15 protein-coding genes are annotated in these 23,355 nt (G+C 67.6%); 8 read left to right on the forward strand and 7 right to left on the reverse strand.

What is annotated here, in order from left to right; genetic code table 11:
* Positions 1-29: 29 nt before the first annotated feature.
* The 3 genes from HV793_RS21645 to HV793_RS21655 are packed head-to-tail and all read right to left on the reverse strand — an operon-like array spanning position 30 to position 5,844.
* Positions 30-1,475, reverse strand: a complete 1,446-nt coding sequence (locus HV793_RS21645) for an efflux transporter outer membrane subunit (RefSeq protein WP_175213924.1) — start codon at positions 1,473-1,475, stop codon at positions 30-32.
* A gap of 2 nt (positions 1,476-1,477) precedes the next feature.
* Entirely contained in the window at positions 1,478-4,651 is a 3,174-nt protein-coding gene (locus HV793_RS21650) for an efflux RND transporter permease subunit (RefSeq protein WP_175213925.1), read from the reverse strand.
* Positions 4,648-5,844, reverse strand: coding sequence for an efflux RND transporter periplasmic adaptor subunit (locus HV793_RS21655; protein ID WP_054450437.1), 1,197 nt, complete (start codon positions 5,842-5,844; stop codon positions 4,648-4,650). Before HV793_RS21655 ends, HV793_RS21650 begins: the two co-directional genes overlap by 4 nt.
* Positions 5,845-5,974: 130 nt before the next feature.
* Here HV793_RS21655 and HV793_RS21660 point away from each other — a divergent pair, with 130 nt between their 5' ends.
* A complete protein-coding gene (locus HV793_RS21660) occupies positions 5,975-6,598 on the forward strand; it encodes a TetR/AcrR family transcriptional regulator (RefSeq protein ID WP_119449046.1) in 624 nt (207 codons plus the stop codon).
* 18 nt (positions 6,599-6,616) lie between these two features.
* Here HV793_RS21660 and HV793_RS21665 read toward each other — a convergent pair whose 3' ends face one another.
* Entirely contained in the window at positions 6,617-6,997 is a 381-nt protein-coding gene (locus HV793_RS21665; RefSeq protein ID WP_054450441.1) for a VOC family protein, read from the reverse strand.
* Between the two features lie 147 nt (positions 6,998-7,144).
* Between HV793_RS21665 and HV793_RS21670 the strand changes: the two genes are divergently transcribed.
* The 5 genes from HV793_RS21670 to HV793_RS21690 all read left to right on the forward strand — a co-directional run bounded on the left by HV793_RS21670 (position 7,145) and on the right by HV793_RS21690 (position 15,712).
* Positions 7,145-9,115, forward strand: coding sequence for a BCCT family transporter (locus tag HV793_RS21670; RefSeq protein ID WP_054450443.1), 1,971 nt, complete (start codon positions 7,145-7,147; stop codon positions 9,113-9,115).
* Positions 9,116-9,292: 177 nt separating this feature from the next.
* Positions 9,293-10,420, forward strand: a complete 1,128-nt coding sequence (locus HV793_RS21675) for an efflux RND transporter periplasmic adaptor subunit (RefSeq protein WP_119449047.1) — start codon at positions 9,293-9,295, stop codon at positions 10,418-10,420.
* A gap of 16 nt (positions 10,421-10,436) precedes the next feature.
* Positions 10,437-13,541 carry a MexW/MexI family multidrug efflux RND transporter permease subunit gene (locus tag HV793_RS21680; RefSeq protein WP_125473049.1) on the forward strand — a complete coding sequence of 1,035 codons (3,105 nt, stop codon included), beginning with the start codon at positions 10,437-10,439 and terminating at the stop codon, positions 13,539-13,541.
* Between the two features lie 15 nt (positions 13,542-13,556).
* The gene (locus HV793_RS21685; protein ID WP_119449048.1) at positions 13,557-15,002 is read left to right on the forward strand and encodes an efflux transporter outer membrane subunit; all 1,446 of its coding nucleotides are present in this window, start codon (positions 13,557-13,559) and stop codon (positions 15,000-15,002) included.
* 53 nt (positions 15,003-15,055) lie between these two features.
* The gene (locus tag HV793_RS21690; protein ID WP_119449049.1) at positions 15,056-15,712 is read left to right on the forward strand and encodes a helix-turn-helix transcriptional regulator; all 657 of its coding nucleotides are present in this window, start codon (positions 15,056-15,058) and stop codon (positions 15,710-15,712) included.
* Between the two features lie 4 nt (positions 15,713-15,716).
* On the opposite strand, the gene oprZ is transcribed toward HV793_RS21690, so the two are convergent.
* Genes oprZ through HV793_RS21705 form a run of 3 tightly spaced genes read right to left on the reverse strand, consistent with a single transcriptional unit; the run spans position 15,717 to position 21,451 of the window.
* Positions 15,717-17,099 carry a multidrug efflux RND transporter outer membrane subunit OprZ gene (oprZ, locus tag HV793_RS21695; RefSeq protein WP_054450454.1) on the reverse strand — a complete coding sequence of 461 codons (1,383 nt, stop codon included), beginning with the start codon at positions 17,097-17,099 and terminating at the stop codon, positions 15,717-15,719.
* Positions 17,096-20,233 (reverse strand): multidrug efflux RND transporter permease subunit, encoded by a 3,138-nt coding sequence (locus HV793_RS21700; RefSeq protein ID WP_175159636.1) that lies wholly within the window; start codon positions 20,231-20,233, stop codon positions 17,096-17,098. The genes oprZ and HV793_RS21700 overlap by 4 nt, the downstream gene beginning before the upstream one ends.
* Before the next feature lie 6 nt (positions 20,234-20,239).
* The gene (locus HV793_RS21705; protein ID WP_175213926.1) at positions 20,240-21,451 is read right to left on the reverse strand and encodes a MexX/AxyX family multidrug efflux RND transporter periplasmic adaptor subunit; all 1,212 of its coding nucleotides are present in this window, start codon (positions 21,449-21,451) and stop codon (positions 20,240-20,242) included.
* A gap of 223 nt (positions 21,452-21,674) precedes the next feature.
* Between HV793_RS21705 and axyZ the strand changes: the two genes are divergently transcribed.
* Positions 21,675-22,313 (forward strand): multidrug efflux transcriptional repressor AxyZ, encoded by a 639-nt coding sequence (gene axyZ, locus HV793_RS21710; RefSeq protein WP_119449053.1) that lies wholly within the window; start codon positions 21,675-21,677, stop codon positions 22,311-22,313.
* Between the two features lie 75 nt (positions 22,314-22,388).
* The gene (locus HV793_RS21715) at positions 22,389-23,285 is read left to right on the forward strand and encodes a LysR family transcriptional regulator (protein WP_054450464.1); all 897 of its coding nucleotides are present in this window, start codon (positions 22,389-22,391) and stop codon (positions 23,283-23,285) included.
* Positions 23,286-23,355 lie beyond the last annotated feature (70 nt).

The following is a 23,355-nucleotide window of genomic DNA, read 5'->3' on the forward strand; positions in this document are numbered from 1 at the left end:
CGGCCATGGCCGGATGTGGCCGGATGCGCCTATTGCTGCGCGGCGCGGGCCGGCGACCCCATGGCCTGGAACAGCGCCGCCGTTTCGGTCAGGCGCGCATTGGCGTATTCGATCTCGCGCAGGCGGGCCGCCACGTAGTGCTGCTCGGCGGCGTACTCGGTATATGGCGCCAGCGCGCCCAGCCGCACGCGGCTGGCGGTGTTGCGGTAGGACTGCTCCGCGGCGCGGCGCGACGCTTCGGCGGAGGCCAGCGCCTGCCCGTCGGCGTCCAGCCGCGACAGTGTGTCGGCCACGTCGCGGAAGGCGGTCAGCACGGTCTGCTTGTATTGCAGCAACGCGGCTTCGTAACGTTCCTTGGCCGCGCTGCGCTCGGCCAGTAGCGCCCCGCCATGGAAGATAGGCTGCGTGAGCGAAGCGCCGATGGCCCAGACGGCGCCGGCGCCCGACATCGCAGCGGGCCAATTGAAGCCGCTCTTGCCCATGGACGCGGACAAGGACAGGCTGGGGAACAGCTGCGCGGTGGCCAAGCCCACGTCGGCCGCCGCGGCCTGCACCACCGCATCGGCGAACAGGATGTCCGGGCGCGCGGCCAGCAGTTCGGACGGCACCACCACCGGCACTTGTTGCGGCACGGCCAGCATGCTGAAGGCGAGATCGGGCGGAGCCTGGTCCGGATTGCGGCCCAGCAGCACCGCCAGCGCATGGCGCGTCGCATGCCAGCGCGCGCGCAGGCCGGGTAGCGACGCTTCCAGCGTGGCGGCGTCCTGGTCCGCGTCCAGCGCGTCGTTCTGCGAGGCTGAGCCCAGTTCGTAGCGGCGCTGCGTGTCGCGCGCGACCTGCCGCGCCAGCACCACCTGCTTCTCCGTCAACGCCACGCGTTCGGCCAGCGCCGCAGCAGTGATGGCGCCTGTGACGATGTTGCTGGCGAGCGAACGGCGGGCCGACTCCAGCTGAAAGGCCTGCTGCTCGACCTGGGCCGCGAGCGAGGCGTTGGCAAAACGCGCCGCGCCGAACAGGTCCAGGTCGTACTTGGCGTGGACCTGGCCGGTGAAGACGTTGTACTGCGCCGTCGGTTCGGGCAGGTTCGGCATGGTCAGCGCGCGCCGGCGGGAGGCATCGGCGCCCGCGTCCACCGAAGGCAGTAACGATGAATTCACCTGGCCGCGCAGCTGTTCGCGCGCGCCGGCCAGGTTGCGTTCGGCGGCGGCAAGGTCCGGGCTGTTGGCGAGACCTTCGGCCACCAGCGCGTTCAGCGCCTCTGATTCATAGCGCTTCCACCATTCGGGCACGGGCCGCGCGCCTTGCTCGAAGCGCTGCGCAACGCCCTGGGCGGCGGCGCTCGCGGGGGGCGTGGCTTCGACGCCGTACTGCGCCGGTTGTGCGACCGCGGGCGGCTTGCTGCTGGGCGCGAAGGCGCAGGCGCCCAGCGCCAGCATCAAGGGCAGGGCGGCCATGCGCAAGGATAGCTGGGTCATCGTCATGCTCCCCGTTCCACCGTGTCGCCGGCGTTGGCGCCCGGCGGCACGCCTTCGGGTTCGTCGCGCTCGTCATGGCGGACGCGGAACCACGCGGCATACAGGGCCGGCAGGAAGAACAGCGTCAGCACGGTGGCGATGGTGATGCCGCCCATCAGGGCGGTGGCCATGGGGCCGAAGAAGTTGCTGCGCAACAGCGGAATCAGCGCCAGCACGGCGGCCGCGGCCGTCAGCGTGATCGGGCGGAAACGCCGCACCGTGGCGCCGACGATGGCGTCCACGCGCTTGTGGCCGGCGCCGATGTCCTGTTCGATCTGATCCACCAGGATGACCGAATTGCGCATGATGATGCCGAACATGGCGATCACGCCCAGCATGGCCACGAAGCCGAAGGGCTTGCCGAACAGCAGCAACGCCGCGACCACGCCTATCAGCCCCAGCGGCGCGGTCAGCACCACCATCAGCACGCGGGCGAAGCTTTGCAGCTGCAGCATCAGCAGGGTCAGCACGGCCACCGCCATCAGCGGCATCTGGGCATTGATCGAGGACTGGCCTTTTGCGCTTTCCTCCACCGGGCCGCCCACCTCGATGCGGTAGCCGACGGGCAACCCGGCGCGCAGGGTGTTGAGCCTGGCATCGATGGCGCGGGTGACGTCTATGCCTTGCGCGCCCGCCGCGACGTCCGCCTGCACCGTGATGGTGGGCTGGCGGTCGCGTTCCCAGATGACGCCATACTCCAGGTCATAGCGCACGTGGCCCAGGCTGCCCAGCGGCACCGCGCCGTTGGGCGTGGGCATGGCCAGGGTGGCCAGGCGCGCGGGATCGATCCGCTCCTCTTGCGGCGCGCGCAGGCTCACGGTGATCAGCTTGTCGCGTTCGCGGTATTGCGTGACCGCGTAGCCCGACAGGGTCATGGCCAGGAAGTCCGAGATATCGCTGGAACTGACGCCCAGCTCGCGCGCTTTTTGCTGGTCGATCTCGAAGCGCACCGAACGTTCGGACGGTTCGTCCCAGTCGAACTGCACATTGGTCGAGCGCGGGTCGGCGCGGACCTCGGCGGCCACTTGCTCGGCCACGGCGCGCACGTCGGCGATCCTGTCGCCGCTCACGCGGAACTGCACCTGGAAGCCCACGGGCGGGCCGTTCTCCAGGCGCGACAGGCGGCTGCGTATGGCCGGGAACTGCTCGCGCAGCACGGGCTGCAACCATTGCGCGAGCTTCTCGCGGTCCTCCACCGAATGCGTGGTGATGACCAGCTGGGCAAAGTTCGGGGTGGCGAGCTGCTGGTCCAGCGGCAGGTAGAAGCGCGGTGCGCCGGTGCCAACGAAGCTGACCGAGTGATCGATTTCCGGACGGCCCTCCAGCGCCTTTTCCAGCCGCTCGACCTGGCGCAGCGTGGCCGCGAACGAGGCGCCTTCCTGCAGGCGCACGTCCACCAGCAGTTCGCTGCGGTCGGAACTGGGGAAGAACTGTTGTGGCACGAAGCGGAAGCAGGCCATGGACACGACGAAGATCAGCGCCGTGGCGCCCAGCACCAGGTAGCGGCGGTCCACGCACCAGCCCACCCAGCCGCGCAGGCGCTGATAGAAGCGGGTGTTGTAGATGTCGTGTTCGTGGTCGTCGGGCAGATGGGCTTCGCGCTTGCGTTCCGGCAGCATGCGGTAGCCCAGCAAAGGGATCAGCACCACGGCGGCGAACCACGAGGTGATCAGCGCGATGGCGGACACCTGGAAGATGGAACGGGTGTATTCGCCCGTGCTGGACTTGGCCAGCGCGATCGGCAGGAAGCCCGCCACCGTGACCAGCGTGCCGGTCAGCATGGGAAAGGCAGTGCTGGTGTAGGCGAATGCAGCGGCGCGCGCGCGGCTCCAGCCCTGTTCAAGCTTTACCGCCATCATCTCGACCGCGATGATGGCGTCGTCCACCAGCAGGCCCAGCGCCAGCACCAGCGTGCCCAGCGATACCTTGTGCAGGCCGATGCCGAACATGTCCATGAACAGCGCCGTGACCGCCAGCACCACCGGGATCGAGATGACCACCACCATGCCGGTGCGCAGGCCCAGGGACACCAGGCTCACCGCCAGCACGATGGCCACGGCTTCGGCCACGGAGCGCAGGAAGTCGTCGACCGAATGCGATACCGCCTTGGGCATGCTGGAGACTTCCTTCAGCGTCAGCCCGGCGGGCAACTGGGCCTGGAGTTCTTCGAACTTGGCGCTCAAAGCCTTGCCCAGATGGACCACGTCGCGCCCCGGCTGCATGGTGATGCCTATGCCCAGTACGGCGTTGCCGCCCAGCCGCATCTGCTCGATGGCCGGATCCTGGTAGCCGCGGCGGATGGTGGCGATGTCGCCCAGCCGGATCGATTTGCCGTTGACCCGGATCAGCGTGTCGGCCAGGACGCGGCTGTTGGCGTACTGGCCGCTGGGCCGCACGAAGATGCGGTCGTCGGCGGTGGTCAGCGTGCCCGCGCTCGTCACGGCGTTCTGGCTGTTGATGGCCTGGGCGATCTGCTGCGGCGACACGCCCAGCCGCGTGAGCTGGGTGTTGGAGATCTCGACGTAGATGTGCTCAGGCTGATCGCCGAAGTAGTCCACCTTGGCCACGCCCGGCACGCGCAGCAGCACGGTGCGCAGCCGGTCGGCGTAGTCATGCAGCTGCGCGGGCGAAAAGCCGTCGCCCTGCAGCGTGTAGATGTTGGTATAGACGTCGCCGAATTCGTCGTTGAAGAAGGGGCCTTGCACGCCCGGTGGCAGCGTGGCTGCGATGTCGCCGACCTTCTTGCGCACCTGGTACCACTGTTCGGCCACGGTGCTGGCGGGCGCGGAGTCCTTCATGGTGTAGAAGATCAGCGATTCGCCCGGCCGCGAGTAGCTGCGCATGAAGTCCGTGTTGGGGGCTTCCTGCAGCTTCTTGGCGATGCGGTCGGTGACCTGCTCCTGCACCTGCTGCGCAGTGGCGCCGGGCCATAGCGTCTTGATGACCATGACGCGGAAGGTGAAAGGCGGATCTTCCGATTGCGCCAGCTTCGAGTACGACAGGACGCCGAAGAGTGTGATCAGCGTGATGATGAAGATGACCAGCGGCTGGTGCCGCAGCGCCCATGCCGACAGGTTGAACCGGCCTTCCTCGTGGCGAGGCACCTGCACGGAAGCGTCATGCTGCGGGCCGCTCATGAGGCGAAATCCTCGGGATGCAGCGGCGGAACGGCGCGGACTTTCTCACCGGCGGCCACCGCGTGCACGCCTTGCCAGACCACGCGTTCGCCCGCCTGCAGGCCCTTGGACAGGGTGACGGTGCGGGCGTCGTAGCGCAGCACCTCGACGCGGCGCAGCTCCAGCGTGTCGGCGTCCGGCTTGACGATCCACACGGCGGGCGCGGGGCCGTCATGGAACAGCGCGGTGGCCGGCACGGTGTAGGTCGTCAGGTTTTCGCCAGAGCGGTTGTCGAAGCTGATATTGGCCGTCATGCCCAGGCGCACGTCCGGGGTCGGGGATTCCAGCGTGAGCTTGGCGCGATAGGTGCGGCTTTGCGGATCCGCGGCCGGCGCGATCTCGCGCAGCACCGCGGAGAACGTCTGGCCGGGCAGCGGGCCGAGCGTGACGCTGGCGCGTTGGCCGATGGCCAGGCCCGCCAGCACGCTTTCCGGCACGTCGCAGATGGCGTCGATGTCGCCGGACCAGGCCAGGCTGTAGACCGGTTCGCCGGCGGCCACGTTCTGTCCGGTGTCCGCCTGCTCCGCGGTGATGACGCCAGCATGGTCGGCCTGCAACGTGGTGTATTTGAGCTGGTCGGCCGCCAACGCCGCCTGCTGTTGAGCTTGGTCGCGTTGCGCCAATGCCGCGGCGTAGGCGTTGCGGGTCTGTTCCAGCTGGGTCGCGGCGATCAGGTTTTCGCGGGCTTGGGCGCGGTCGCGGTCCAGCTGCTGGCGCGCGTAGTCCAGCTGGTGCTGGGCCGCCGACAGCTGCGCGCGGGCGCTGGCCGCGTTCTTGGCGGCGTCGGCCGGATCCAGTTTGGCGACGATCTGTCCGGGGGTGACGGCATCGCCCAGCCGGACCTGGCGCTCGATGATCTTGCCATTGACCCGGAACGACAGCGGGGTGCTGTAGCGCGCCTGCACTTCGCCAGGCAGCGTCCAGGCCGGCAGGCGTTCATCGGCCTGGGCGGGCATGGCGACCACAGGGCGCGGCGCGGGCGGCGGCGCTTCATTGCGGCCGCAGGCAGCGAGCAGCAGAGCAAGTGATGCGGCGGCAGGCAGCGACCACAGGCGCGGCCAATGGCGGGAGCGGTTGGAGGGTGAAAGCGGCGCCGCAGAGGCGGCCGCGGCGGCGCGCGCGGCAAAGCGCGCGGCAGGGCCAGGGCAAGTCACGGAACACCTCGCGGCGCGGAGATTCGGGAATAAGGGCCGGTTTCGACCCGATACGGCCTGGATTCTAATACAGGTATGAATTCGAATTCAATATTGAATCTGAAATGCTCCCCAGTGCTAAACTCCCGCCATGTCAAAAGTCCGCCTTACGCGAGAGCAAAGCCGTGACCAGACGCGCCAGCGTCTGCTCGACGCTGCGCAATCGATCTTTCTTGCCAAGGGATTCGTGGCTGCCAGCGTGGAGGACATCGCCGAGCAGGCGGGGTACACGCGCGGGGCCTTTTATTCCAACTTCACCAGCAAGTCCGAACTGTTCCTGCAACTGCTCAGGCGCGATCACGAGAGCGTGATGAGCGACATGCGCGCCATCTTCGAGGACGGCGAATCGCGTCCGCAGATGGAAGCCCGCGTGCTGGAGTACTACTCCACGCATTACCGCGAGAACGACTGTTTCCTGCTGTGGATGGAAGGCAAGTTGCAGGCGGCGCGCGATCCGGATTTCCGGGCTGGCTTCGTGGCTTGCATGCGGGAATTGCGCGAAGCCACCACGGAATACATCCGCCAGTTTTCTGCGCGGGTCGGCACGCCGCTACGCATGCCGCCGGAACAGATGGCACTGGGCCTGCTGGCCCTGTCGGACGGCATGCAGTTCAGCTATGCCTTCGACCCGCAGGCCGTCACGCCGGAAATGACCGAGGCCGTGCTGGCCGGTTTCTTCCGCAGCGTGGTCTTCGGCGAACCGAAGACCGACTAAGGCGGCCGGTTCCCGGCCTCAGGCCAGCAATTCCGAGATTTCGATGAGATTCAGGTCCGGGTCGCGCAGGTAGACCGAGCGGATCTTGCCGGTGGCGCCAGTGCGCGGCACGGGGCCTTCGATGATCCGGGCGCCTTCGCGGTTCAGATGCGCGATCACGTCTTCCAGCGGGCGATCGGCGATGAAGCACAGGTCCAGCGCGCCCGGTACGGGCAGGTGGGCCTTGGGTTCGAACTCATGGCCGCGCACGTGCAGGTTGATCTTCTGGTTGCCGAAGCGCAGCGCCTGGCGGCCTTCGCCAAAGGTTTCCAGGCGCATGCCCAGGATCCGGGTATAGAAGTCCACCGTGGCGTCGGGGTCGGTACAGGTCAGGACCAGATGGTCCAGGTGATCGATCATGGGATATCTCTCCTCTGGCCGGCCCGGCTTGCGGTTTCAGATTGTCAGACGGCCTTAGGCCGTGATAGTAATACTTGCGGCGCGCGGCCGGACTGAGGGGGGACGCGTGCTGGGAATTTCCAACCCTCGGGCGAAAGGAGCGGCAGCATGACTTCAGAAACCCGACCATCCACCATCAATCGCCCAGTGTTCTTTCCGGCGGCCGTGTTCACGCTGCTGCTGGTGGGGTTCGCGATCCTGGCGCCCAAGGTCGCGCAAAGCCTGTTCGAGTCCGTGCAGGGCTGGATATTGGGCAACGCCAGCTGGTTCTATATTCTGGTCGTGGCCATCATCCTGATCGCGGTGGTATTCCTGGCGGTCAGCCGGTATGGCGACATCAAGCTGGGACCCGACCACAGCGAACCCGATTACCGCAACTTCACCTGGTTCGCGATGCTGTTCTCCGCGGGCATGGGGATCGGCCTGATGTTCTTCGGCGTGGCCGAGCCCGTGATGCACTTCATCGCGCCGCCCGTGGGCGAGGGGGGCACCGCCCTTGCGGCCCGTGAAGCCATGAAGATCACCTTCTTCCACTGGGGCCTGCATGCCTGGGCCATCTACGCGGTGGTGGCGCTGATCCTGGCATTCTTCAGCTATCGGCACGGGCTGCCGCTGACCCTGCGTTCGGCGCTGTATCCGCTGATCGGCAACCGCATCCACGGGCCCATCGGGCATGCCGTCGACATCTTCGCCATCATCGGCACGGTGCTGGGCGTGGCGACTTCGCTGGGTCTGGGCGTGGCGCAGATCAACAGCGGCCTGAACCATCTGTTCGGCATTCCGGTGGGCGTGACCACGCAGATCATCCTGGTCATCGTCACCTGCGGCCTGGCGACCTTGTCGGTGGCCAGCGGCCTGGACAAGGGGATCCGCATCCTGTCCGAGACCAATCTGGTGCTGGCGGCGGTGCTGCTGCTGTTCGTGCTGGTGGTCGGCCCGACGGTGTTCCTGTTTCAGACCTTTGTTCAGAACACCGGCGCCTACCTGTCTGACATCGTCAACAAGACCTTCAACCTGTATGCCTACGAACCCACCGACTGGATCGGCGGCTGGACGCTGTTCTACTGGGGCTGGTGGATTGCGTGGTCGCCCTTTGTGGGCCTGTTCATCGCGCGCATCTCGCGCGGCCGCACCATCCGCGAATTCGTCACCGGCGTGCTGCTGGTGCCGGCCGGCTTCACGCTGTTCTGGATGACGGTGTTCGGCGATACCGCCATCCACATGATCCTGGTCGACAAGGTGCAGGGCCTGGCGGAAGTGGTGCAGGCCGATTCTTCCTTGGCGCTGTTCGCCTTCCTGGAACAATTGCCCTGGAGCGGGGTGCTGTCCGTCGTCGCGATCGCGATGGTGGCGGTGTTCTTCGTGACCTCGGCCGACTCGGGCGCGCTGGTGGTCGACCTGCTGGCCTCCGGCGGTTCGGACCGCACGCCCGTGTGGCAACGCATCTTCTGGTCGGTGCTGATGGGGGCGGTGGCGATCGCGCTGCTGCTGGCCGATGGCCTCACGGCCCTGCAAACCGCGACCATCGCCAGCGCGCTGCCTTTCTCCATCATTCTGCTGCTGTCGCTGTGGGGCCTGTTCAAGGCGCTCAAGCTGGACGCGACCAAGCGCGGCATCCGCTACCAGTCGCTGACCTTGTCACGCCCCGCGCGCGGCGGACAGTCATGGGAGCGGCGCCTGCGCAACATGGTCATGATGCCGCGCCGCGCCCATGTGCAGCGCTTCATCAGCGACGTGGTGCGGCCCGCCATGGAAGACGTGGCGGACGAACTGCGCAAGCAGGGCTACCAGGTGGAAGTGCGCGAGCACGGCAACGACGAGGGCGTGATCATGGAAGTCTCCCATGGCGAGCACCTGGACTTTTCCTACGCGGTGCAGCCCGAGGCCTTCGTGCGTCCCAGTCTCACGCCCGAGGAAGCGGCCGACGAGGACGAGCGCAAGTACTTCCGCGCCGAGGTCCACCTGCGCGAAGGCGGGCAGGATTACGACATCATGGGCTGGAGCCGCGACGCCGTCATCGGCGACATCCTGGACCAGTACGAACGGCATCGCCACTATCTGCACATGGTGCGGACCTAGCCGCGTTGCGCTCCACGAAACCGCCAGCCTGCTGGCGGTTTTTTTTTGCCCACACGGCCCGCAGGGGCTTGCGCGCCATAGTCCGCCGCTATGCAGGGGATTGGATTAACCCTTTTGACGAAATGCCCGATATCGTGGATTATCCAAGAACATTATTTGATAAATAGCGAGTCAATCATGAAGGCGAAATCAGGAGCGTGGGCGGCCGGGGTCGTGGCGCTGGCGCTGGCGGGCGGCGGACTGTACTGGAAGTACGGCGGCGCGCAGCAAAAGGGCGGCTGGGCCATGGCGCCGGCCAAGGTCGCGGTGGCCGCCGCGCGGCAGGCGGACTTCCCTGTCACGCTGAGCGGCATCGGCTCGCTGGAGGCGGCGCGCCAGGTGCAGGTGGCGGCCGAAGTGGACGGCCGGGTCGACCGTATCCTGTTCGCCTCGGGCGCGCAGGTCCAGGCCGGCCAGTTGCTGGTGCAATTGAACGACGCGCCCGAGCAGGGCGAACTGGCCCGGCTGCAGGCCCAGGCGCGCAATGCGCGCGCCTTGCTGGACCGCACCCGCCGCCTGCTGCCGCAACAGGCCGCCACGCGCGAACAACTGGACCAGGCGCAGGCCGACTACGACCAGGCCGCGGGCGACATCAAGCGCGTGCAGGCCTTGATCGAGCAAAAGCGCATCAAAGCGCCGTTTGACGGCGTGCTGGGCGTGCGCCGCGTGAACCTGGGGCAATTCGCCCGCGCCGGCGATCCGCTGGTATCGCTGACCGACGCTTCCGCCATGTACGCCAACATCACCCTGCCCGAGCAGGCCATGGGCGCGTTGCGCGCGGGCCAGCCGGTGGCGGTGACCGTGGACGCCCATGCGGGACGCGTCTTCGAAGGCCAGATCACCACCGTGGAGCCGCAAGTGGACGCAGGGTCGCGCACCGTGCGCGTGCAGGCGACCCTGCCTAACGCCGATGGCGCGCTCGCGGCCGGCATGTATGCCCAGGGCCAGATCGGCCTGCCCGCGCGTCCCGGCGTGATCACCGTGCCGGAAACCGCGGTCAGTTACAGCGCCTATGGCGATTCCGTCTACGTGCTGAACCCGCCCAAGGCGGGCGAGGCGTCCGCCGGCCCGACGGTCCGCCAGGCCTATGTGAAGACGGCCGAGCGCGTGCGCGGCCGCGTGGTCGTGACCGAAGGCTTGCAGGCGGGCGACCAGGTCGTGACCTCAGGCCAGCTGCGCCTGCACAACGGCGCGGCGGTCGAGGTCGGCGTCGAGGACACCGTGGCGTTGGACGCCGCGCAGCAGACCGTGGCGCAAGTCCGGTAAGGGCGCGGAGCAGAACATGAAATTCACCGATCTCTTCGTGCGCCGGCCAGTGCTGGCGCTGGTGGTCAGCACGCTGATCCTGCTGCTGGGCATCAAGGCCCTGAGCGGCCTGCCGGTGCGGCAGTATCCGCTGACCGAAAGTACCACCATCACCATCACCACCCAGTATCCGGGCGCTTCGCCCGACCTCATGCAAGGCTTCGTCACCCAGCCCATCGCGCAGTCCGTGGCCACGGTGGAAGGCATCGACTACCTGTCGTCTTCCTCCACGCAAGGCCGTAGCGTGATCACGGTGCGGATGAAGCTGAACGCCGACTCCAACAAGGCCATGACGGAGGTGATGGCCAAGGTCAACGAGGTCAAGTACCGCCTGCCGCAGGACGTCTACGACCCCGTGCTGGTCAAGTCCGCCGGCGAGGCGACCGCCGTGGCCTATGTCGGCTTTTCCAGCAGCACCTTGTCGCTGGCGTCCCTGACGGATTATCTGTCGCGCGTGGTGCAGCCGCAGCTCTCGTCCATCGACGGCGTGGCCAGCGTGGAACTCTACGGCGGGCAAAAACTGGCCATGAGGGTGTGGCTGGACCCGAACCGGATGGCGGCGCGCGGCATTTCCGCGGGCGAACTGGCCGACGCGCTGCGCGACAACAACGTGCAGGCGGCGCCGGGGCAGGCCAAGGGCCTGTACGTGGTGTCCAACATCCAGGTCAACACGGACCTGGTCAACGTCGCGGAATTCCGCGACATGGTGGTCAAGCGCGAGGGCGACGCGATCGTGCGCCTGGGCGACGTGGCCACGGTGGAACTGGGCGCGGCATCCACCGATTCCAGCGGCCTGATGGACGGCGAGCCGGCGGTGTACTTCGGCCTTAACGCCACGCCGGTGGGCAATCCGCTGGTGATCGTCAAACGCCTGAACGAGTTGCTGCCCAACATCAAGCAGAACCTGCCGCCCGGCACCAGCGTACAGGTGCCGTTCGAGCTGGCCCGCTTCATCAGCGCTTCCATCGATGGCGTGGTGCATACGCTGATCGAGGCCATCGCCATCGTGGTGGTGGTGATCTTCCTGTGCCTGGGTTCCTTGCGCGCCGTGCTGATTCCGGTGCTGACCATTCCCCTGTCCATGCTGGGCGGGGCTGCCATCATGGCGCTGTTCGGCTTCAGCGTGAACCTGCTGACCTTGCTGGCCATGGTGCTGGCTATCGGCCTGGTGGTGGACGACGCCATCGTGGTCGTGGAAAACGTGCACCGCCACATCGAAGAGGGCAAGTCGCCGGTGCGCGCGGCCCTCATCGGCGCGCGCGAAGTGGCGGGGCCTGTGATCGCGATGACCATCACGCTGGCCGCGGTCTACGCGCCGATCGGCCTGATGGGCGGGCTTACTGGTTCGCTCTTCAAGGAGTTCGCCTTCACCCTGGCCGGGTCCGTGGTCGTGTCGGGCGTCATTGCGCTGACCTTGTCGCCCGTGATGAGCTCGTTCCTGCTCAACAGCCGGGTCTCCGAGGGCTGGATGGCGCGCCGCGCCGAGCATTTCTTCGGACGCCTGGGCGATGCCTATGGCCGCGTGCTGGACGTCTCGCTGCATCACCGATGGGTGACCGGGCTGATTGCCGTGGCGGTACTGGCGAGCCTGCCGTTCCTCTACAACGCCGCGCAGCGCGAGCTGGCGCCGGTCGAAGACCAGTCGACAGTGCTGACCGCGATCAAGTCGCCGCAGCACGCCAATATCGACTACGTGGAGAAATTCGGCCGCAAGTGGGACGACGTCATGAAGACCCTGCCGGAACAGCAGGGGCGCTGGCTGATCAACGGTTCCGACGGCGTCTCCAACAGCATCGGCGGCGTGGACTTCGTGCCTTGGGAAAAGCGCGAGCGTTCGGCCGACCAGATCCAGGCCGACATGCAGGCTATGGTGAACCAGGTCGAGGGCAGCAATATCTTCGCCTTCCAGCTGCCGTCCCTGCCGGGCTCCACCGGCGGGCTGCCGGTACAGATGGTCATCATGAGCGCGTCCGACTATCCGGTGGTCTATGAGGCCATGGAGGGCCTGAAGAAGGCGGCGCGTGAAAGCGGCTTGTTCATGGTGGTCGACAGCGACCTGGACTACAACAATCCGGTGGTGCAACTGAAGGTGGACCGCGCCAAGGCCAACAGCCTGGGCGTCACCATGAAGGCCATCGGCGACACGCTGGCCGTGCTGGTGGGCGAGAACTACGTGAACCGCTTCGGCATGGACGGCCGTTCCTACGACGTTATTCCGCAGAGCCTGCGCGAACAGCGTATTTCGCCGGAGTCGCTGGCGCGCTACTACGTCAAGAGCGCCAGCGGCGCGCAGGTGCCGCTGTCCAACCTTGTGACCGTGTCCATGGGGGTGGAGCCCAACAAGCTGACGCAGTTCAACCAGCTCAACGCGGCCACCTTCCAGGCCATTCCGATGCCTGGTGTGACCATGGGCGATGCGGTGCAGTTCCTGACCCGGCAAGCCCAGTTCCTGCCTGCGGGCTTCAGCTACGACTGGCAGTCGGACGCGCGCCAGTACAGCCAGGAAGGCTCGGCGCTGATGATCACCTTCATCTTCGCCATCATCGTGATCTACCTGGTGCTGGCGGCGCAATACGAGAGCCTGCGCGACCCCTTCATCATCCTGGTGAGCGTGCCCATGTCGATCTGCGGCGCGCTGATACCGCTGGCGCTGGGCATGGCTACCGTCAACATCTATACCCAGATCGGGCTGGTGACGCTGATCGGCCTGATCAGCAAGCACGGCATCCTGATGGTGGAGTTCGCCAATGAAATGCAGGTCAGCCACGGGCTGGACCGGCGCACCGCGATGGAGCAGGCCGCCCGCATCCGGCTGCGTCCCATCCTGATGACGACCGCCGCCATGGTCATGGGCCTGATCCCGTTGCTGTTCGCCAGCGGCGCGGGCGCGCACAGCCGCTACAGCCTGGGCCTGGTCATCGTGGTGGGCCTGCTGGTGGGCACGCTGTTTACGTTGTTCGTGCTGCCCACCGTCTACACCGTATTCGCCCGCGACCACCGCGCAGCGCACGACACGCCGCGCGCCCGGGAACTGGCGCTGGCCCAGGCCGAGGACGCCGCGGCGCCCGGCGCCTCCGCCTAGCCGAAGGAAACCATCATGAAGCACTCACAACTTTCCATACGCATGCGCCGCGGCGCGGCCGTGCTGCTGGCCGCGCTGGCCACGGCCGGCTGCGCCGTCGGACCCGACTACCAGAAACCCCAGGCTGCTCCGGTGGCGTTGGCCAGCCCTGAACAGGCCCTGTTCTCAACCGATCAATTGCAGCGCGACTGGTGGAAGCAATTGCAGGACCCCCAGCTGGACCGGCTGATCGATCTGGCGCTGTCGCGCAATCTGGATATCCGCATGGCGCAGGCGCGCCTGGCCGAGTCGCGCGCGGTGCTGGACGAGAAGGAACTGGACCAGTTGCCGGCGGTCACGCTGGGCGGCGGCTATGAACGCAGCCTGTCGCAGGCCAATGCCGGCGTCGCGGGCCAGCGCAATCTGGCCGAGAGCTACCGGGCGGGCTTTGACGCCACCTGGGAGCTGGACCTGTTCGGCCGGCTGCGCCGGGCGGCCGAGGGCGCGGCCGCGCGCAGCGAGGCGCAGGCAGCGGACCTGGCCCAGACCCGCATCGTCGTGGCCGCCGAAGTGGCGCGCAATTACTTCGAGCTGCGCGGCGCGGAACAGCGCCTGGCCGTGGCGCGCGCCAACCTTGAAAGCCAGCGCGACAGCCTGCGCGTGATCCAGGCCATGGTGTCGGCCGGCCGCGGCGACGAAGGCGACCTGGCCAGCGCCCGCGCCGAACTGGAGACCGTGCAGGCCAGCGTGCCGTTGCAGATCGCGGCCCGACGGCTGGCGCAGTACCGGATCGCGGTGTTGGCGGGCCTGCGGCCGGTGGAGCTGGGCGAGCTCGATGCGGGCAAGGCGCTGGCGCCCCTGGATACCCGCCTGCCGATCGGCGACGTGAGCGCCTTGCTGTCGCGCCGCCCGGACGTGCTGGCGGCCGAACGCGGCATGGCTGCGGCCAACGCCGATGTGGGCGTGGCGACTGCGGAGCTCTATCCGCGCATCGACCTGGGCGGGTTCCTGGGTTTCGTCGCCCTGCGCGGCGCGGATTTCGGCTCATCGGCCAGCCGCGCGTTCAGCGTGGCGGCCACGGCCAACTGGCCTGCCTTCCATCTGCCCACGGCGCTGGCGCGCAAGCGTGGCGCGGTGGCGCGCGCGGACGGCGCCGTCGCCAGCTACGAGCTGACCGTGCTGCGCGCGGTCGAGGAACTGGAATCGGCGCTGACGGAGTACGGCCAGACCCAGCAGCGCCTGGGCAGCCTGGCGCAGGCGGCCGCGCATAGCGGCAGGGCGGCGGAACTGGCGCAGCTGCGCTACCGTGAGGGCAGTACGCCGTATTTGACGGTGCTGGACGCGCAGCGTACGCTTTTGCGCGCCCAGGACGCCGTGGCCGTGGCCGAAACCGAGTCCTATACCCGCCTGATCGCGCTGTACAAAGCCTTGGGGGGCGGATGGGAGGCGCCCTCGATGGATCCGCCGGCCGCTTCCGGCTGACCGGCAGGCCAGGTTCATGGCACCATAGGCAAACAACCGGAGTATGCACATCCATGTCTGACAGTCCGTCCCATCCCGTGGTCTGGGAGCATCAGCCCGCCGATCGCGTGCTCATGACCCTGAAGACGCGGGGCCCGCAATCCGTCGCCGTCATTGCCAAGGCCCTGGACGTGACGGCCGAGGCCGTGCGTCAGCAGATGACGCGCCTGCATGCGGAAGGACTGGTGGATTCCGAAAGCCACAGCGCGGGCCGGGGCCGGCCCACGCAGATCTGGTTCCTGACCGATGCCGGAAACGGGCGCTTCCCGGACACGCATGCGGAAATGACGGTGCAGATGCTGGGCGCGGTGCGCCAGGTGTTTGGCGAAGAGGGCATCGAAAAGCTGATCCAGGCGCGCGAAGCCGCCATGCTCAACAGCTACCGCCAGGCCATGCAGGGCGCCCGCAGCCTGAAGGAAAGGCTGGAGCGGCTGGTGGAAGTCCGCTCTGCCGAAGGCTACATGGCCGAGCTGCGCAAGGATGGCGCGGACTTCCTGTTCATCGAGAACCACTGCCCGATCTGCTCCGCGGCCAAAGCCTGTATGGGCTTTTGCCGCAGCGAGCTGGAACTCTTCCACAAGGTGCTAGGAGCAGAAGTCCGGGTGCGCCGCGAAGAACACATCCTCGCGGGCGCGCGCCGCTGCGCCTACCGCATCGACAAGGCTGGCTGACCAGTCATGAGCGGGGCTGCTCCCAGCCGCCCAGCGCCTTGTACAACTCCACCGCATTGACCAGCCGGCGCTGCTGCAGCCGGATGAACTCCTGTTCGGATTCGAACAGGCTGCGCTGCGCTTCCAGCATTTCCAGGTAGCTCGCTACGCCTCGTTCGTAGCGCCTTTCGGTCAGGCGCTGGCGGTCGCGGTCGGCGTCGCGGACCTTGCGCTGGGCGTCGATCTGGGCGCGCAGCGTGTCGCGCGCGGACAGCGCGTCGGCCACTTCGCGGAAGGCCTGCTGGATGCTGCCCTCGTACTGGGCCACCGCGATGTCCTTGCGCGCTTCCGCCAGCGACAGGTTGGCGCTGTTGCGTCCGGCGTTGAAGATGGGCAGCGTCAGCTTGGGCGCGAAGGTCCAGGTGCCCGTGCCCGAACCGAACAGGTCCGAGAAGCTGCCCGCCGTGGTGCCGATGTCGGTCGTCAGCTGCACCGACGGGAAGAACGCCGCGCGCGCCGCGCCGATGTCGGCGTTGGCGGCCCGCAGCGTGTCCTCGGCCTGGCGCAAGTCCGGGCGACGGACCAGCAGGGTTGAAGGCAGGCCCGCGGCCAGCGGTGTCAGGCTCTGGCTTTCCAGCGTGACGGCATCGGTGTCGGGCGGCAGCGAAAAGTCGCCCGCCAGCAGGCCCAGCGTGTGCACCGACTGCCGGTATTCCCGGCTCAGTTCGGCATGCGTGGCGCGCGAGGATTCCACCAGCATCTGCGCGGTACGCAGCCCCACGGCCGTTTCCAGCCCGGCGTCGTAACGGCGCTGGGTCAGTTTGAGCGAGGCCTCGCGTAGCGCCAGCGTGCTTTCGGTCAGGCGCAGCTGTTCGGCCAGTGAGCGCTGGTTGAAGTAGGCCGTGGCCGTTTCTGACACCAGCGACAGCGTGGCAGCGCGGTGCGCTTCCTCGCTGGCCAGGTAGCGCGACAGCGCCGCGTCGCTCAGGCTCTTCACGCGGCCGAAGAAATCCAGTTCGAACGCGGCGATGCCGACGGCGGCGCGGTAGCGGTCGGCCACCGGCATGCGCGGCTGGCCGGGCTCCGCGCCGCGTCCGCGGCTGAACTCGCCCGTGCCGTCGATGGACGGCAGGCGGTCGGCCTGCTGTACGCCGTACAGCGCCCGCGCTTCCTGGATGCGCAGCGCCGCCACCCGCAGGTTGCGGTTGTTCTCGAGCGCGGCGGCGATCCAGGCCTGCAGCGCCGGGTCGTTGAAGTAATCGCGCCAGTCCTGCGGCATCGCCGCCAGTCCGTCCGCGGCGACCGTGTCATAGGCCTGGGGGACCGGCGCTGCCGGTCGCTCATAGGTGGGGGCCAGCGAGCAGCCGGCCAGGGCCAGCGCCAGCAGGGTCATTGCCATAGCCTTCATGGCGTGGTCTCCAGCGTTTCGCGGCCTTGCGGACGCGAGGGGCGCACGCGCATGCCCAGCGCGCGGCCCACGATCAAAAAGAAGAGCGGCACCAGGAAGATGGCCAGCACCGTCGCCGTGACGATGCCGCCCAGCACGCCCGTGCCGATCGCGGCCTGGGCGCCCGAGGCCGCGCCGGTGGCCAGCGCCAGGGGCAGCACGCCCACGCCGAAGGCCAGCGAGGTCATCACGATGGGCCGCAGCCGCAGCCTGGCGGCCTCCAGCGTGGCGGACACGATGCCCTGGCCGTCGCGCACCAGGTCCTTGGCCACTTCCACGATCAGGATCGCGTTCTTGGCCGACAGCCCGATGGTGGCGATGAGGCCGACCTTGAAGTAGATGTCGTTGGGCATGCCGCGCAGCGTCACGCCCAGCACCGCGCCGATCACGCCCAGCGGCACCACCAGGATCACCGCCAGCGGTATCGACCAGCTTTCATACAGCGCGGCCAGGGCCAGGAACACGACCAGCACCGACAGCGCGAACAGCACGGGCGCCTGGTTGCCGGACAGCCGTTCCTCGTAGGACTGCCCCGACCAGTCGAAGCCGATGCCGCGCGGCAGTTCGGCCGCCAGCGCCTCCATGGCGCGCATGGCCTCGCCGCTGCTGTGCCCGGGCGCGGCCGAGCCGTTGATGGTGAACGACGGGAAGCCGTTGTAGCGGTTGAGCTGCGGCGGTCCCATCGACCATTTCAGGGTGGCGAAGGCCGACAGCGGCACCATCTGGCCCTGCAGGTTGCGTACATGCAGGCGCGACACGTCTTCCATGTCGACACGGCTCTTGCCGTCGGCCTGCACGGTCACGCGCCGCACCTGGCCATTGAGCATGAAGTCGCCGATATAGTCCGAACCGTACATTACCGCCAGGGCGGTGTTGATCTCGTCCAGTGGCACGCCCATGGCCTGCGCCTTGTCGCGGTCGACGCGCAGCTCCAGCTGCGGCGCTTCTTCCTGGCCGGCGAAGACAACCTCCGTCAGCGCGGGATGCTTGGCCGCCGCTGCCAGCAATTGCTGGCGCGCCTGCTCCAGGGCCTCGTAGCCCAGGCCGCCCCGGTCCTGCAGGCGGAAGTCGAAGCCCGAGGTGGAGCCCAGGTCCGGCAGCGGCGGGGAGTTCAGCGCATGCACCATGACGTTCTTGCGGTCGGCGAAGGCGGCGTTGATGCGTTCCACCACCGCGTTCACGTGCAGGTCGGCGCCGCCGCGCTGCTTCCAGTCCTTTAGCGTGACGAAGAACATGGCCGAGTTCGGTCCGCTGCCGTAGTTGCTGAAGCCGTTGACCGAATACACATATTCGACGGGCTCATGCTCCATCATGTAGCGCTCGACCTCTTTCACCATCGCCATGGTTTCGGCTTGCGGCGAGCCCTGGGGCAGGATGACCATGGCCATGAAGCTGCCCTGGTCTTCGTCCGGCAGGAAGGAAGAGGGCAGCCGGGCGAACAGCAGCGCCACCGCGGCGATCACCGCCAGATAGGCCAGGCCGAAGCGCACCGGACGGGCCAGCACGCCCGACACCCGGGCGGTGTAGCGCGCCGTCAGGCGCGCGAAGGCCCGGTTGAACCAGCCGAAGAAGCCGCGCTTCTCGTGGTGGCCGGCGGCGATCGGCTTGAGCATGCTGGCGCACAGCGCCGGCGTCAGCGACAGCGCCAGGAAGGCCGAGAAGGCAATCGACACGGCCAGCGTCACGGCGAACTGGCGGTAGATGTTGCCCACCGCGCCGTCAAAGAAGGCCATCGGCACGAACACCGACACCAGCACCACCGTGATGCCCACGATGGCGCCGCTGATCTGGCCCATGGCCTTGACCGTGGCCTCGCGCGGCGACAAGCCTTCCTCGGCCATGATGCGCTCGACGTTTTCCACCACCACGATGGCGTCGTCGACCAGGATGCCGATGGCCAGCACCATGCCGAACATCGTCAGCACGTTGATGGAATAGCCCAGCCCCAGCATCACGCCCAGCGTGCCCAGCAGCGCCACCGGCACGACCAGCGTCGGAATCAGCGTGGCGCGGAAGTTCTGCATGAACAGGTACATCACGCAGAACACCAGGGCTACGGCTTCCAGCAGGGTCATCAGCACCTTCTTGATCGAGATTTCGACGAAGGTGGATGTCTCGTACGGAATGTCCCAGGTCACGCCCGGCGGGAAATACTGGGCCAGCTCCTGCATGGTCGCGCGGATGCGCTTGGTGGTTTCGACCGCGTTCGAACCCGGCGCCAGCTTGATGCCCAGGCCCGTGCCGGTCATGCCGTTCACGCGCGACAGGTACATGTAGTCGGTGCCGCCCAATTCGACCCGCGCCACATCCTTCAGGCGCAAAGTGGCACCGTCCGGCTGCGCGCGCAGCGGAATGTTGCCGAATTGCTCGGGCGTGCGCAGGGACTCGCCCGCGACGATGCTGGCGTTCAGCGGGGCGTCCTTGGGCACGGCCTGGTTGCCCAGCTCGCCGATGGTGACGCGGGCGTTGTGGCTGCGCAGGGCCGAGACGATGTCGCCCGGGGTCAGGGACATGGCCGTCAGCTTGGCCGGATCCGGCCAGATGCGCATGGCGGCTTCCGCGCCGAACGACTGCACCTTGCCCACGCCTTCCACGCGGCGCAACGCCTGCAGCACGTTGGAGGCTGCCAGTTCGCCCAGCTGGATGTCATCCAGCCCGCCATCCGACTTCAGCGACACCACCAGCTGGATGTTGTCGGCCGCCTTCTCCACGCGCACGCCGTCGCGGCGCACCGATTCCGGCAGGCGCGGCTCCACCGCCTTCAGGCGGTTCTGCACTTCCACGGCCGCCAGGTCCGGGTTGGTGCCTTGCTTGAAAGTCAGGTTGATGCTGGCCCAGCCCGTCGAGTCGCTGCTGGACGAGGTGTACATCAGTCCCGGCGCGCCGTTCATCTCGCGTTCGATGATGGCGGTGACGGCCTCTTCGACCACCTTGGCCGAGGCGCCGGGGTAGCTGGCGCCGACGTTGACCACGGGCGGAGCGATGTCCGGATATTGGGCCACCGGCAGCGCACGGATCGACAGGATGCCGACCAGCACGATCAGCAGCGAGATCACCCAGGCGAAGACGGGGCGATCGATAAAAAAACGCGCCATTGCGGTTTATCCTTTTTGGCCCGGCGCGGACGTCCTAGCCTGGACGCCGGCCTCCGGGTTGCCGGCGGCGGGGGCCTGCGCACTGGGCGCGGCCCGCTCCACCGGTTTGATTTTCTGTCCCGCCGCCATATGCGCGGCGTTCTCGACGACGATGCGTTCGCCGCCTGCCAATCCCTGCGTGACGATCCAGTTCGGACCCTGCAGCCGCTCTGCGGTGACGGCGATCTTCTTCAGCTCTCCGTCTGCACCCGCGGCCAGCACGTGCGCGCCTTCGGCATTGCGCAGCAGGGCGTTGCGCGGCACCAGATAGGTGTCGCGGTTGATCGCCTGCTCCAGCCGCACCCGCACATACATGCCCGGCAGCAGATCGCGGCCCGGATTCTCGAACAGCGCCCGCATGGTGACGTTGTCCGTGCCGGGATCCACCGCCAGATCGGCGAACGACAGCGTGCCGCCGCGCCCGTACTCCGAGCCGTCGGGCAGCAGCAGCCGCACCCGCACCTGGTCCGGCGCCACGCCTTCCAGGGCGCCCGCGCGGATCTGCTTCTGCAACTGCATCACCTCGACCGCCGGCTGGGCGAAGTTCACGTAGATGGGATCGATCTGCTGCACCACCGTCAGCGGCGTGGCCTGGCCTTCGCCCACCAGTGCGCCTTCGGTCACCAGCGCGCGCCGCGCCCGGCCGTCGATGGGCGAAGTGACGCGCGCGTAATCCAGCTTCAGCTTGGCGCTCTGCAGGTTGGCGCGGGCCAGGGCGACCTCGGCCCGCGCCTGGCGTTCCTGCGCCACGCTTTCGGCGTGGTCGCGTTCGCTGATGGCGCGGTCCGACACCAGGTCAGCGTAGCGGCGCAGCTTGTCGGCGGCGGCGGAAAGATTGGCCTGCGCGCGCGCCAGGTTCGCGGCTTCCGAATCGTAGGCGGCCTGCAACGGCGCGGGATCGATCTGGAACAGGGCGGCGCCGCGCGTCACATCCTGGCCTTCTTCGTACAGGCGCGCGGTGACGATGCCGGCCACGCGCGCGCGCACTTCGGCTTCGCGGTAGGGCTCCAGCCGGCCCGGCAATTCGGTCGCGACGCTGGTGGGCGTGGCTTGGGCAACGATGACGCCGACTTCGGCGGGAGCCTCGGTGGCTTGTTGGGCTTCCGGTTTCGAGCAACCGGTAATAAGAATTAGTACGGAAGAAAGGGCGAGCGTGCGTAGAGAGACTCTTTGCTTCATTTTTAAAATTTCTGATGGGCCCGCAGAGGGCTGAGGTGGGGAAAGGCGCCGACTTTCCCGCGTGGGGAAGCGAGTCTATCATTTAATCCGTCACGCTTGATTAATTATTTTGTTCGGAAGTATGCTCCCCGCTTCACACTTATTCACAGTGACGAAAGAGGCGGCTTCTTGTTTTGAAGCCGCCGTTTTTTTGCAGCCGGTTTTTAAGAAGGAGGTCCCCCGCATGGCCCGCAAGACGAAAGAAGAGTCCCAACGCACCCGCGACCGCATCCTGGATGCCGCGGAGCACGTGTTCCTGTCCAAGGGGGTGGCCGCCACCACCATGAGCGACATCGCCGACCACGCAGGGGTGTCCCGGGGCGCCGTCTACGGCCATTACAAAAACAAGATCGACGTCTGCATCGCCATGTGCGACCGCGCGCTGGGCGAGGCTGCTCCCCTGACTCATGTCTCGACCGACGGCGAGGCGCTGGAATCGCTCTACACCTCCATGCGGCAATACATCCAGATCTACGCGCAGGAAGGCTCGGTGCAGCGCGTGCTGGAAATCCTGTACCTCAAATGCGAACGCAGCGACGAGAACGCGCCGCTGCTGCGCCGCCGTGACTTGTGGGAGCGCCACGCCCTGCGCACCTCGGAGAAACTGCTGCGCGCCGCGGTCAAGCGCGAGGACCTGCCGCGCGCGCTGGACGTGCGCCTGTCCAATCTTTATCTGCACGCCCTGGTCGACGGGGTGTTTGACAGCATCTGCTGGTCCGATCGCCTCAAGGGCGACATGTGGCCGCGCGTCGAGCGCATGCTCCGCGCCGCCATCGATACCCTCCGGTTTTCCGCGCACCTGCTGACGCCGAAAGCTGCCTGATTCCGCGGCGGGCGCTTTTCAACGGGATGCTCCTGAATTGAGCATCCCCATGCCGGACGCCCCTACAATCCGCGCATGACCCTCAAGCAACTCGAAGCCTTCTACTGGGCCGCCACCTGCGCAAGTTTCGCCGTGGCGGCCGAGCGCCTGCATCTGTCGGTATCGTCGCTGTCCAAGCGCATCACCGAGCTCGAGGAAGGCCTGGGCCAGTCCTTGTTCGATCGCAGCGGCCACAAGGCGGTGCTGACCGACGCCGGCCAGCGCCTGCTGCCGCAGGCGCGCGACCTGCTGGCCTCGGCGGAGCAGATACGGGCGTCGCTGGCGCAAAGCGCGGGGCTCAGCGGTCGCTGCCGCTTCGGCGTGGGCGAGCTGACCGCGCTCACCTGGCTGCCGCGGCTGATCCGGGGCGTGCGCGCCGCCTATCCGGACCTGGTGCTGGAACCCTATGTGGACATCGGCCAGGTACTGGAGCAGCGCGTGGCCGACGGCGAACTGGACTTTGCCGTGATCGCCGGCCGTTCCTCTCGGCCCAATATCGCTTCCACGGCCATAGGCCAGGCCGACTTTTCCTGGGTCGCCGCGCCGGCGCTGCTGGACGGCGCCACGCGCATGACGCCGGAGCTGCTTGCCCGCCTGCCGCTGGTCACGCTGCCGGCGGGGGCCGGCACCACGCGCATCATCGACGACTGGCTGGCGGGCCGCGATGCCGGCGGCGAACGCCTCTGCTGCAACAACTGGGGGGCGGTGGTCGGCCTTCTGATAGAAGGCACCGGGGTCGGCCTGCTGCCCAGCCATTGGGCCCGCGCCTTGCAGGCCGAGGGCAGCCTGCGCGTGCTGGAAGGCGATACGCCGCTGGCGGCCATGCCTTATGCATTCCAGTACCGCCGCGATGATGCCCGGCCGCTGGTCGCCAAGCTGCGCGCCGAGGTCCAGGCCGCCGTGGACTTCGCGGCCCCTTGCCGCATCCCCTGAGGGTGCGTCCGCAAGGCGGCCGTCCGGCGCGCATTTAGGCTTACGACAGCCGCCGCTCTATACAATCGCC

It is taken from the genome of Achromobacter aegrifaciens, from assembly GCF_902859965.1.
Lineage (GTDB): Bacteria > Pseudomonadota > Gammaproteobacteria > Burkholderiales > Burkholderiaceae_B > Achromobacter > Achromobacter aegrifaciens.

Bases quoted from the DNA above. Each gene is read 5' to 3' on its own strand.
- HV793_RS21645 (WP_175213924.1), bottom strand. From the start codon at position 1,475: ATGACCCAGCTATCCTTGCGCATGGCCGCCCTGCCCTTGATGCTGGCG.
- HV793_RS21650 (WP_175213925.1), bottom strand. From the start codon at position 4,651: ATGAGCGGCCCGCAGCATGACGCTTCCGTGCAGGTGCCTCGCCACGAG.
- HV793_RS21660 (WP_119449046.1), top strand. From the start codon at position 5,975: ATGTCAAAAGTCCGCCTTACGCGAGAGCAAAGCCGTGACCAGACGCGC.
- HV793_RS21665 (WP_054450441.1), bottom strand. From the start codon at position 6,997: ATGATCGATCACCTGGACCATCTGGTCCTGACCTGTACCGACCCCGAC.
- HV793_RS21670 (WP_054450443.1), top strand. From the start codon at position 7,145: ATGACTTCAGAAACCCGACCATCCACCATCAATCGCCCAGTGTTCTTT.
- HV793_RS21675 (WP_119449047.1), top strand. From the start codon at position 9,293: ATGAAGGCGAAATCAGGAGCGTGGGCGGCCGGGGTCGTGGCGCTGGCG.
- HV793_RS21680 (WP_125473049.1), top strand. From the start codon at position 10,437: ATGAAATTCACCGATCTCTTCGTGCGCCGGCCAGTGCTGGCGCTGGTG.
- HV793_RS21685 (WP_119449048.1), top strand. From the start codon at position 13,557: ATGAAGCACTCACAACTTTCCATACGCATGCGCCGCGGCGCGGCCGTG.
- HV793_RS21690 (WP_119449049.1), top strand. From the start codon at position 15,056: ATGTCTGACAGTCCGTCCCATCCCGTGGTCTGGGAGCATCAGCCCGCC.
- oprZ (WP_054450454.1), bottom strand. From the start codon at position 17,099: ATGAAGGCTATGGCAATGACCCTGCTGGCGCTGGCCCTGGCCGGCTGC.
- HV793_RS21700 (WP_175159636.1), bottom strand. From the start codon at position 20,233: ATGGCGCGTTTTTTTATCGATCGCCCCGTCTTCGCCTGGGTGATCTCG.
- HV793_RS21705 (WP_175213926.1), bottom strand. From the start codon at position 21,451: ATGAAGCAAAGAGTCTCTCTACGCACGCTCGCCCTTTCTTCCGTACTA.
- axyZ (WP_119449053.1), top strand. From the start codon at position 21,675: ATGGCCCGCAAGACGAAAGAAGAGTCCCAACGCACCCGCGACCGCATC.
- HV793_RS21715 (WP_054450464.1), top strand. From the start codon at position 22,389: ATGACCCTCAAGCAACTCGAAGCCTTCTACTGGGCCGCCACCTGCGCA.